This is a genomic window from Corallococcus sp. AB018 (assembly GCF_003986945.1).
Taxonomy (GTDB): Bacteria; Myxococcota; Myxococcia; order Myxococcales; family Myxococcaceae; genus Corallococcus; species Corallococcus exiguus.
On the sequence record NZ_RAWR01000283.1, the window covers coordinates 1 to 11,453 of the forward strand.

An 11,453-nucleotide genomic window follows, 5' to 3' on the forward strand; every position below is an offset into this window, starting at 1 on the left:
CCACCTAGCCCCCGTCCCCCTGACTGGTCGCCAGCCGGCCACCAGCCAGGCCCGAGGGAGGCGTCCCCGAGGAGAAACCCCCGGTCCGGACGCGCATCCTTGAGAAAGGTCGGGGCGGTAGCTATAAGCCCCGACCCACTACAACGCTGGACCTCCCTCCCATCCTGGGTGGGGGCAAGGCGCACTGGAGAGAAGCCATGAAGCCCGACTTGCACCCGGTCTACCCGCCCTCCCGCATCACCTGCGCGTGCGGCAACATCGTCGAGACCAAGTCCACCCGCGGCTCGTTCAGCGTGGAAGTCTGCTCGAACTGCCACCCGTTCTTCACCGGCAAGTACAAGCTGCTGGACACGGCCGGCCGCATCGACCGCTTCAAGAAGAAGTACGCGAACAACGCGCCGGCCGCCAAGAAGGGCGCCAAGGCCGCCGAGCCCGAGAAGGCGTAGTCCTTCGGCTCTACAGCATCCGTAGCACCCCACGAGCAGGGTCGTGGAGGGCCTCGAACGACAGAGGCGCTCCCCGCCCTGCTCGCGGTGTTTCAGCTCCAGGCGCTCGTCAAATTTTCACGCGCGCTTTCGGTGCTACAGCCAATTACAGGCCAGAAATTCGACGTAGCACGCAAGTGACCGCACAGTCCGCCGCGTCCCAGAGACGTCTGTCCCAAAGACGGAGGCGTGATGTTCGCGGAAGCTGCTGCCCCTGCCCTGAAGATTGTCCGACGCTCCCAGAACGACAGCGTCTTCGCGAAGCGCGGGGAGGCCTACACGCTGCTGCAGGGCGACAGCCTGGAGCTGATGGCCCAGCTGCCCGAGCAGTCCTTCGACCTCATCTTCGCGGACCCGCCGTACTTCCTCTCCAACGGCGGCACCACCTGCAAGGGTGGCAAGCGCGTCTCCGTGGCGAAGGGCCAGTGGGACGTGTCCCGCGGAGTGGAGGAGGACCACGCCTTCACCACCAAGTGGCTCGCCGCCTGCCAGCGCCTGCTGCGCCCCAGCGGCACGCTGTGGGTGAGCGGCACCCAGCACGTCATCTTCAACGCCGGCTTCGCCATGCAGAAGCTGGGCTACAAGCTGCTCAACACCGTCACCTGGTACAAGCCCAACGCGAGCCCCAACCTGGCGTGCCGCTACTTCACGCACTCCACGGAGCTGCTCATCTGGGCCTCGCCGGCGTCCGGCGGCAAGCTGAAGCACGTCTTCAACTACCAGCGCATGAAGGCGGAGAACGGCGGCAAGCAGATGCGCGACGTGTGGAACCTGCCGCGCAACGGTGACGAGGAGCTCACCGCCGACGGCGCCGGCCGCATGTGGACGCAGACGGCCCCTCGCGGCGAGGAGAAGGCCTTCGGCAGCCACCCCACGCAGAAGCCGGTGGCCCTGCTGGAGCGCATCCTGGAGGCGAGCTGCCCGGAGAACTCGCTCATCCTGGACCCCTTCAACGGCAGCGGCACCACCGGCGTGGCCGCCCTGAAGCACGGCCACCGCTACGTGGGCATCGACATGAACCCGGAGTACCTGGCCCTGTCCAAGAAGCGCCTGGACGCGACCCTCAAGTAACCCGCCTCAAGCGCGGGTGAGGATGAGCTCCACGCCCTGCCGGGCGATGGGGTGGTACCTCGCCCCGTTCTTCTCGAACGCCGCGCGCGCCACCTTGCGGTGGTCGCGCGACGAGGCGAGCACGCTGTAGAGCGGCTTCAGGTACTTCATCCGGCCCACCTCGCCGAGGAACTCCTCGGCCCGGCCGAGCGGAGCATCGAAGCCCGCGCGCAGCGCCGCCACCAGCCACGCCACCAGCACCTCCGAGTTGCGGCTGCCCGTGAGCGAGAACCTCGCGTCCAGCTCCCGGAAGACGTCCTGGGACGTGTCCGCCGGCATGGACTCCAGGAAGAGCTGCCACTCGGTGGGCGTCCAGTCCTTCGTGTCCGCTTGCGAAGGCACCGTCCCGCGCAGCTTCTCCAGCGCCTCCAGCCGCGCGGAGGTGGGCCGGGGCGCGCTGGGCGGCACGCCGGGCCGGTTCAGGTACGCGTCCGCGTCCACCTTCGCCAGGGCCCCCGGCAGCTCGGCCTCCGTGAAGCGGACGAACTCCTCCGTGGTGAGCGCCTGGAAGCGGTACTTCGCCAGGTAGCGGCGCAGGAAGCCGTCGAAGGTGGGACGGCCCACCGCGTCCTCCAGCGCGCGCAGCAGCAGGTAACCCTTCTCGTAGGGAATCTGGGAGAAGGCCTCGTCCGGATCCACGCCGGACAGGTGCGTGCGCAGCGCGGTGAGCTGCGGGTGCGCGCGGAAGTGGTGCAGCGCTTCGTCCAGCGAACGGCGCCCCAGGGCCGCGTGCAGCGCCGCGACCTCCGGCCCCGCCAGCGCCTCCAGGATGCGGCGCTCCGCGAAGACGGTGAAGCCTTCGTTCAGCCAGAAGTGCTCCGCGGACGCGTTCGTCACCAGGTTGCCCGTCCACGAGTGCGCCAACTCGTGCGCCACCACGTTCACCAGGCTCTTGTCCCCCGCGATGAGCGTGGGCGTGAGGAACGTCAGGCGCGGGTTCTCCATGCCGCCGTAGGGGAACGACGGCGGCATCAGCAAGAGGTCGAAGCGCTCCCAGTCGTACGGTCCGAAGAGCGACTCCGCGGCCTTGAGCATGTCGTCCACGCCCGCGAATTCGTCCGCCGCGTCCTCCAGCGCCTCCGGCTCCGCCCACACCCGCGAGCGCGGCCCCAATTCCTTGGACGTGAGGCTGCCCACCGCGAACGCCAGCAGGTACGGGGGCACCGGCTGCGGCATCTCGTAGTGCTCCTCCGCCTCCACGCCGTGCTCCTCGCGCGCCACGAACGAGGCCGCCATCACGGACTTGAGCTGCTTGGGCACCCGCAGGGACGCGCGGTAGCGGATGCGGATGCGCGGCGTGTCCTGCAGCGGCACCACGCTGCGCGCGTGGATGGCCTGGCACTGGCTGAACAGGAACGGCTGCTGCCCACCCGCCGTTTGCGACGGCGTCAGCCACTGCAGCGCGCTCGCCTCCGGGGACGTGCGGTAGCGCACCGTCAGCTGCTTCAGCCCCGCGGGCAGCTCAATCCGAAGCCGGCTGCCGAGGATGGGTTCAGGAGGGGAGAGGATGTAGGGCAAGGGGCGACCCTGGGCATCCACCACGCCCCGGATGTCCAGGTCGCGGGTGTCCAGGTCGAGGGGACCTGCTGACGCCTCCTTGAGCGTCAGCGTGGCCTCCGCGTGCAGGCGGCGCGTCCGGAAATCGACGCGGGCCTTCCAGTCCAGCGTTTCGGTCTCAGGCTGCGTGCTGTCGTTGTACGAGTGCGGGTCGAGGCGAGCCATGGGGCCCGACTTGTAGTCGGGGAGCCGACCTCCTGGCGAGCACACCCGACGGCAATGCCGGTTGACTTCCGGGTCAATCGCCTACATTTGTGCAGTCCCCTACTTCCTTTTATGGGAGCCGATTTCCGATGACGACCCGGATCCGAAAAGTGGCGGTGCTTGGCGCTGGCGTGATGGGCAGCGGCATCGCCGCGCATCTGGCCAACTCCGGCGTGCGCGCCCTGTTGCTGGACATCGTTCCGCCCCAGGCTGCTCCGGGCGAGGACACCGCTTCCAAGGCGTTCCGCAACAAGTTCTCGCAGGGCGCCATCGCGAACCTGCGCAAGGCGAAGCCCAGCCCCATCGTATCCGAGCAGGTGCTCGCGGCCATTGAAGTGGGCAACCTGGAAGACGACCTCGCGCGCCTGGGCGAGTGCGATTGGATCATCGAGGTGGTGAAGGAGGACCTGGCCGTCAAGCAGGCCCTGTTCGCCAAGGTGGAGAAGCACGCCCGCAAGGACGCCATCATCTCCTCCAACACCTCCGGCCTCTCCATCGTGGGGATGACCGAAGGCCGCGGCGCGGACTTCAAGAAGAACTTCCTGGTCACGCACTTCTTCAACCCCGTGCGCTACATGAAGCTCCTGGAACTCGTGGCCGGCCAGGAGACGAGCGCGGAGGTCGTGAAGACCCTCCACAAGTTCGGCGAAGAGGTGCTCGGCAAGGGCATCGTCTACGGCAAGGACACCACCAACTTCATCGCGAACCGCATTGGCGTGTACGGGATGATGCGGACCATCTCCGAGATGCAGAAGACGGAGATGTCCATTGAAGAGGTGGACAAGATCTTTGGCCCGGCCATGGGCCGTCCCAAGTCCGCCGTCTTCCGCACCGCGGACATCGTGGGCCTGGACACGTTCACCCACGTGGCGAAGAACTGTTACGACACGCTGACGCACGACGAAGAGCGCAACGTCTTCGCCGCCCCGGACTTCCTCCAGAAGATGGTGGAGAAGAAGATGCTGGGCGACAAGAGCGGCGGCGGCTTCTACAAGAAGGACCGCTCCTCCGGTGGCAAGGACATCCTCGCGCTGGACCTGAAGACGCTGGAGTACCGGCCGCAGGCGAAGGTGCGCTTCGACTCGCTGGGCGCCGCGAAGGACATTGAAAACGTCAAGGAGCGCGTGGCGTCCGTGATGAACGCGGACGACAAGGCCGGCAAGTTCGCCGAGCGCGTCACCCTGGACGTGCTGGCGTACTCCAGCCGCCGCATCCCGGAGATCGCCGACGACCTGGTCAACGTGGACCGCGGCGTGCGCTGGGGCTTCGGCTGGGACCTGGGGCCCTTCGAGGTCTGGGACGCCTACGGTGTCCAGAAGGGCGTGGAGCGCATGAAGGCGCTGGGCCTCAAGCCCGCCGCCTGGGTGGAGGAGATGCTGGCCAAGGGCCGCACGTCCTTCTACGGCGTGCAGGACGGCCGCGACACCTACTGGGACATCCCGTCCAAGTCCGTGAAGCAGGTGTCTGAGAACGCGCGCACCTTCCGCGTGGAGTACCTCAAGCGCGGCAACAAGAAGATCACCGGCAACGACAGCGCGTCGCTGTGGGACATGGGCGACGGCGTCACGCTCTTGGAGTTCCACTCCAAGATGAACTCCATCGACGATGACATCATCGCGATGATGAACACCGCGCTGGATGAGACGGAGAAGAACTTCAAGGGCCTCGTCATTGGCAACGACGGCTCCAACTTCTCCGCCGGCGCGAACATCATGGCCATGCTGATGGCGGCCAAGAGCGAGGACTTCGACTCCATCCGCAAGATGGCGTCCGCGTTCCAGGCGGCCAACCAGCGCATGCGCTACAGCCCCGTGCCCGTCGTGACGGCGCCCTTCAACCTCACGCTGGGCGGCGGCGCGGAGGTCACCATGGGTGGCAACGCGGTGCAGGCCAGCGCGGAGCTGTACATGGGCCTCGTGGAAGTGGGCGTGGGCCTCATCCCGGGCGGCGGCGGCACCATGATGCTGCTGCGCAACGTGTTCGGCGGCTACGCGGCGGACAAGGACTTCGACTCGCTGCCCTTCCTCAAGAAGGTGTTCCTCGCCATCGGTATGGCGAAGGTCGCCACCAGCGCGGAAGAGGCTCGCGAGACGGGCTTCCTGTCCCAGCAGGACGGCATCACGGGCAACCGCGACTTCCTCCTGTCGGACGCGAAGTCGCGCGTGCTGGGCCTGGCGAACGGCGGCTTCCGCCCGCCGCGTCCCACGCGCTTCCGGCTGCCGGGCCCCAACGGCGCGGCCACCATCGACATGATGCTGTACGACATGCAGCTCAACAATCAGATCAGCGCCCACGACCGGAAGATCGCCCAGAAGCTGGCGCGCGTGCTCTCCGGTGGTGACACCAGCCCGTCCGTGCTGGTGACCGAGGAGAAGCTGCTGGAGCTGGAGATGGAAGCGTTCCTGAGCCTCATCGGCGAGGAGAAGACCCAGGACCGCATGATGTTCATGCTCGAGAAGGGCAAGCCGCTGCGCAACTAGCGCGAGGCGTTTACCCAATGGTTTTCCAGACGCGAATTCCGAAGCACGCCCGGACGCTGTCCGGGCAGGGAGACATCTAAAATGTCCGGACGAGTCGTGATTGCCAGCGCGGTGCGCACCCCCTTCACCCGCGCCCACAAGGGAGAGTTCAAGGACACGCGGCCGGATACGCTCGCGGCCCTTGCCATCAAGGAGGCCGTCGCCCAGGTCCCCGGCTTGAAGCCGGCGGACGTGGAGGACGTCATCATGGGCTGTGCCATGCCGGAGGCGGAGCAGGGCATGAACGTGGCCCGCAACGCGAGCCTGCTCGCCGGCCTGCCGGACACCGTTCCGGGCCTGACCATCAACCGCTTCTGTTCCTCCGGCGTGCAGTCCGTGGCGCAGGCGGCGCAGGGCATCAAGTCCGGAATGCTCCAGGTGGCCGTGGCCGGTGGCACCGAGTCCATGACCATGGTGCCCATGGGCGGCAACAAGGTCTCCGCCAACCCGGAGATCATGCAGAAGCTGCCGGAGGTCTACACCTCCATGGGCGCGACGGCGGAGAACATCGCCTCCCGCTACAACGTCACCCGTGAGGACGCGGACAAGTTCGCCGCCGAGTCCCAGCGCCGCGCGGCCACCGCCCGCGAGCAGGGGAAGTTCAAGGAGGAGATCTTCCCCGTCACCACCACGATGTTCGACGAGGACGGCACCCAGAAGCAGGTGACCGTCTCGGTGGACACCATCCTGCGCCCGGAGACGACGGTGGAGGGCCTGGCCAAGCTGCGCCCGGCCTTCAACGCCAAGGGCGTGGTGACGGCGGGCAACGCGTCGCCGCTGACGGACGGCGCGGCGGCCGCGGTGGTGATGAGCGAGGAGAAGGCGAAGGAGCTCAACGTCAAGCCGCTGGGCTACTTCGTGGACTACGTGGTCGCCGGCGTGCCGCCCGAAATCATGGGCGTGGGCCCGGTGCCCGCCATCCGCAAGCTGCTGGAGCGCAACAAGCTGAAGGTGGAAGACATCAGCGTGTTCGAGCTCAACGAGGCCTTCGCGGCGCAGGCGCTGCACTGCATCCGTGAGCTGGGCATCCCCCAGGACAAGGTGAACCCGAACGGCGGCGCCATCGCCCTGGGCCACCCGCTGGGCGTGTCCGGTGCGCGCATGGTGGCCACCATCCTGCGCGAGCTGAAGCGCCGGGACGGCCGCTACGGCGTGGTGAGCATGTGCATCGGCGGCGGCATGGGTGCCGCGGCGCTGGTGGAGCTGGCGAAGTAATCCGCTTCCGCTTCGCGCCCCCTGGTGGCTTCAAGGGGGCGCGAGGTGGCTGTCAGGAGGCCGGGGCGTCCGGGTCGTTCACCGGGACGCCCGCCAGGCGCAAGACCCGCAGCGCGTTGGTGGTGTCCACCACCCCCTGCCGGAGCCGGTAGTCGAACACCATCTTCCCGTCCTCCAGGTGGTCGCGGAAGTGGACGTTCACCACGTGCGAGCCCGGCTCGTCCGCCAGCACCGCCAGGGACAAGTCGTGCGTCGTCACCGCGCCACACGCGCCGGAGGCGAGCAGGAGCCGCAGCACCTCGCGTGAGGCAATCTGCCGTTCGCGGGTGTTGGTGCCCAGCAGGATTTCGTCCAGCAGGAAGAGCGCCTGGCCCTTCGCGGCCGCCGCCGCGTCCAGCACCATTTTCAGCCGCAGCACCTCCGCGTGGAAGTACGACACGCCGCGCTCCAGCGAGTCCTTCACGCGCATGCTGGTGAGCACCTGCACTGGAGACAGCCGGAACGACGCCGCGGACACCGGCGCGCCCGCCAGCGCCAGCACCACGTTCGCGCCCAGCGCGCGCATCAGCGTCGTCTTGCCGCTCATGTTGGAGCCGGTAATCAGCAGCGCGTGACGCGGGCCGGGCAGGGACACGTCGTTGGGCACGGGCGCGTCCAGCAGCGGGTGTCCCAGCGCGGTGGCCTCCACGCTCGGGCCCTGGGCGTGCAACTCGGGCCAGGTGAAGGCAGGGCGGTCATGGGCCAGTCCTCCCAGGCAGCAGAGGGCCTCCAGCTCCGCGAGTCCCTCGAACCACTGGCGCACGTCGCGGCCGTGGGCGGCGCGCCAGTTCTCCAGCGCGAAGAGGGCGTGGATGTCCCAGAGCGTGACCCAGTGGACCAGGGGGTGGAACTGGTGCCGCTTGAACTCGATGAGCGAGAACAGCCGGCTGAAGCGCTGGAACAGCACGGACACCGCCGGGCCGCTCTGCGCCCTCAGGCCGGACTGGAGCTGCTTGAGGCGTGGATGCTCGAAGGTCTGCTTCTCCACGCGCTCGAAGATGGAGGCGTAGCGCACGAAGCCGCGCTCGCCGCGCTCCACGGCTTCGTCCATCTGCCGCAGCGTGCGGCGCGTGGCCACGGCGATGCCCAGCTGTGCGAGCAGCCCCACCCAGACGGTGCTGTCTGGAATCACGCCAACAGTGCCCAGGATGAAGAGGGTGAGCGTTATCAGGGGCAGCACGATGGCCAGGGGCCGTGCCCAGCGGATGGCGTCCAGCGAGGGCCCGGCTTCCGCCCACTGGATGAAGAGGGCCGGGTCCGCCTTGTCCTTCGCCACCACGCGAGCGTCCACGCAGAGGTCCTGGCGGAAGTCCACGCTCGGGGCCAGCTCGCGCGCGGCGCCCTGCCGGGTCACCACCGTCTCCGCGGTGGCGGGGGAGGACAGCCACGCGGCCAGCCGCTCCTCACCCGCGCGCGTCGCCGTCTCGTTGATGAGCTGGAAGAGGCTGCCCTGGCCAAAGACATCCAGGTCCGTGGCGTAGAGGTGGTTGGGGGAGAGGAACCGCTCACCCGTGTCCGTGAAGGAATGCCAGCCGCCCTCCAGCCTCGCCAGGCCGCGCTCGTTGAGCAGGACGAAGAGGCGCGCGCGCTGCTCCTTGAGGAACACCTGATGGTGCAGCACCGCCAGCACGCCATAGACGGCGAGCGCCCCGGCCGCCGCCCACCACCAGGGCTTGGGCAGCCGGCCCATCAGTGTCAGCGCTGCGATGACCAGCGCCGCCACGAAGGCCACGGTGCGCAGGTTGGCGTACCGCGCGCTGACGCGGTCCAACTCCGTCAGGTCCGCCTGGGCGGCGGCGCGGCGGTCGGTGTACGTGCGATGCGGGCTCTGGGACTCGGTCGGGGCGGGCACGATGGTCGCGCATGCTGTGCGGCCCCCCGTCCGAGGGCAAGCGCTCAACGCGCGCTGTCACGCTTCGATGCCAGTCGAGAACAGCCTCTGGACGGGGGCACGATGCAGGGCGCCTCCATCGTCGAGCGGGCTCGCTGTTGACTCCCAAGGGGCCGCCGGGATTTGAATGTGGCCCGTGAGGGACGGTCGGGCCGGCCGTGCCTCGCCGAGGGGGCTTCACCCCATGTCGTTACCCAAGGTCGTGCTGGGCGGAGGGCTCCTCGTGGGCCTGCTCGCCGCGCCTCCCGCCGAGGCTCGTTTCGGCAAGCGCTCGGACTCCACCGAATCGTCGAAGCCCGTCCACGAGGCGACCGCCATCGGTTCGGACCGGGAGGACGATTCGAAGCAGGACGACGAGAACAAGAACCGTTCGTCCAAGAGCAAGAGGACCACGGTGTCCTCCACGGACGACAGCTACGAGTACAACTCGAGCGCGTCCTCCGATGCTGCCTCCTTCATCCTGGGCGCCGTCTTCGAGCTGCTGTTCCGGGGCATGGGGGAGGCCATCGCCAACACGGGCACCCACCACGGCCACGAGAGGGTGGCTCCGGACGCGCCGCCCCAGCGCAACTCGCTGCGGCACGCCGTGCCGTTCTCCTTCCGCGCGGGCCTGCTGGTGTCACCCCTCAGGGGCGGCACCGGCTTGGACTTCGACCTCGGCTGGGAGGCCCAGCGCTTCGGCATGGACCTGCGGCTGTCGCGGCTGACGGGGACGTGGGACACCTCGGCGTACCGCGACACGCTCACCCTGGGGGAGATGCACGCGACCTACGCCCCCCTCGTCCGGGAGGAGCTCCGCCTGCGCGTGGAAGCCGGCGTCTCCACCCTGGATGTTCCCGGGCGCGTCTACGTGGCCCCCAGCCTGGGCATGTCCGTGGAGGCGTGCCTGCTGGGCCCCCTGGACGTGGAGGGGCGCCTGCAGATGACGCCCGGGCCCTACCAGCAACTGGACGCGCGCGGAGGGCTCGCGCTGCACCTGGGCAGCCTCATGCTGCGCGGCGGGGTGCGCTACCTCGCGCTGGACTCCGAGGTGGCCCCGCTGGGGCTGCCTCTCGGTTTCACCCCCGAGTTCGGCCTGGGCTTCACGTTCTGAACAGCGACGTGCGCTCAAAAACACCACGGGCCCGGCCGCGGATGCTCTCGCGGTCAGGCCCGTTGGACGTCACGGTCCCCTTGAAGGGACGTGTGGATTACTTCTCCTTGGAGGCCAGCTTGCGCAGGGCCTTCTGGTCACGCACGCAGAGGATGCGTCCGACGTTGCCGAGCACGCCCTCGCGCTTCATCTCGTTGATGAGCGTGGACACGAAGGAGCGCGAGGCGCCCACCAGGTCCGCCAGGTCCTGCTGGGTAATCCCGCGCAGGTCCGTCTCACCGCCGTGCGGGCAGCGCTCGCCGTGCGCCTCCACCAGCGTGAGCAGGGTGTCCGCCAGCCGGGCCGGAACCTCCTTGAAGGTCAGGCCCAGGACGCGCTTGCGCAGCGAGCGCACGCGGTCCGCGTAGGCGCGCACCACGTCCACCGCCAGGGCCGGACGGGCCTCCAGCTGGGCGCGGAAGTCGCGGCCCTCGATGCTCCACACCTCGGCCTCGCCCGCCGCCACGGCCATCTCCTCGATGGGCGTGCCTTCCGGGCGGAACAGCTCGCCGAACAGGTCGCCCGGGCGCAGGATGGACACCACCGAACGGGTGCTGTTCTTGCCAATGCGCATCAGGCGCACGCGGCCGGACTTCAGCAGGTACACGCGGTCAGACGTGTCGCCGGGGCGGTAGATGGTCGAGTTGTGCGGGAAGGACTCGACCTTGAAGTACCCCTTGAAGTCGATGGCCTCCTGGCCGGGGACCAGCTTGTTCGCGGTCACCATCATGCCGGACGACGTCGCCTGCAGCGGCGCCACGACGTTGGAACCGATAGGGCCGAGGGGGCGGTTGAAGCCGTGCATGGGAGACTCCTGGGAAGGCGGAAAGGGATGGGGAAGGTTGGTCGCTGCTGCTGCTGCGGACGGACCTTGCTCTTTCCAAGAGGCGTGCCATGAGCACTTGAACTATTCCCGGGGGAACAGTTCGAGGAATGCCGGGTACTTAGCGCTACACCCCGGTTTGGCCCCCCCCACTGTGTCCAAAACCTGAAACAGAACGTTCAAACAGTCTGATCACTTTGAACGAAACGTTAAACAGGCACACCGGTTTGTCCGGGCTGGGACACTGTCAGGAAGCATCCTTCACCGGATAAGGGTGCACCTGTGGACCCTGCCCCTGTGCAAGACCGAACTTTTGAAGCTTTCGTTCAAGCGTTGGACGGCTGATGCCCAGGATCTGACACGTGCGTCCCTTGTGGCCCTTGGTGACGGCCATGGCCCGGGCAATGAGCTGCCGTTCGGCCTCTTCCAGGGTGGGGATGCTGTCTCTTATACACATCTGACGCTGCCGACGATAAGG

General features: G+C 68.1%; 8 protein-coding genes. 5 read left to right on the forward strand and 3 right to left on the reverse strand.

Annotated features, from left to right (window positions below; all coding sequences use genetic code 11):
* The first annotated feature begins 197 nt into the window (after positions 1-197).
* Positions 198-446, forward strand: a complete 249-nt coding sequence (gene rpmE, locus D7Y11_RS38375; RefSeq protein WP_120580811.1) for a 50S ribosomal protein L31 — start codon at positions 198-200, stop codon at positions 444-446.
* A 231-nt stretch (positions 447-677) separates the two neighbouring features.
* On the forward strand, positions 678-1,556 hold the full coding sequence (locus D7Y11_RS38380; RefSeq protein WP_120580810.1) for a site-specific DNA-methyltransferase: 879 nt from the start codon (positions 678-680) through the stop codon (positions 1,554-1,556).
* A 6-nt stretch (positions 1,557-1,562) separates the two neighbouring features.
* On the opposite strand, the gene D7Y11_RS38385 is transcribed toward D7Y11_RS38380, so the two are convergent.
* Complete coding sequence (locus D7Y11_RS38385; protein WP_120580809.1) at positions 1,563-3,317, reverse strand: M1 family metallopeptidase; 1,755 nt, start codon at positions 3,315-3,317, stop codon at positions 1,563-1,565.
* 128 nt (positions 3,318-3,445) lie between these two features.
* Here D7Y11_RS38385 and D7Y11_RS38390 point away from each other — a divergent pair, with 128 nt between their 5' ends.
* Both D7Y11_RS38390 and D7Y11_RS38395 read left to right on the forward strand, forming a co-directional pair.
* Entirely contained in the window at positions 3,446-5,836 is a 2,391-nt protein-coding gene (locus tag D7Y11_RS38390; protein WP_120580808.1) for a 3-hydroxyacyl-CoA dehydrogenase/enoyl-CoA hydratase family protein, read from the forward strand.
* 81 nt (positions 5,837-5,917) lie between these two features.
* Positions 5,918-7,090 carry a thiolase family protein gene (locus D7Y11_RS38395; protein ID WP_120580807.1) on the forward strand — a complete coding sequence of 391 codons (1,173 nt, stop codon included), beginning with the start codon at positions 5,918-5,920 and terminating at the stop codon, positions 7,088-7,090.
* A 52-nt stretch (positions 7,091-7,142) separates the two neighbouring features.
* Here D7Y11_RS38395 and D7Y11_RS38400 read toward each other — a convergent pair whose 3' ends face one another.
* Entirely contained in the window at positions 7,143-8,981 is a 1,839-nt protein-coding gene (locus tag D7Y11_RS38400) for a DNA mismatch repair protein MutS (protein ID WP_126936156.1), read from the reverse strand.
* A gap of 223 nt (positions 8,982-9,204) precedes the next feature.
* Between D7Y11_RS38400 and D7Y11_RS38405 the strand changes: the two genes are divergently transcribed.
* Complete coding sequence (locus D7Y11_RS38405; RefSeq protein WP_126936157.1) at positions 9,205-10,113, forward strand: hypothetical protein; 909 nt, start codon at positions 9,205-9,207, stop codon at positions 10,111-10,113.
* 97 nt (positions 10,114-10,210) lie between these two features.
* Here the strand turns inward: D7Y11_RS38405 and mrpC are convergent, their stop codons facing one another.
* Positions 10,211-10,957 (reverse strand): Crp/Fnr family transcriptional regulator MrpC, encoded by a 747-nt coding sequence (gene mrpC, locus D7Y11_RS38410; RefSeq protein ID WP_014395195.1) that lies wholly within the window; start codon positions 10,955-10,957, stop codon positions 10,211-10,213.
* Positions 10,958-11,453: the final 496 nt, after the last annotated feature.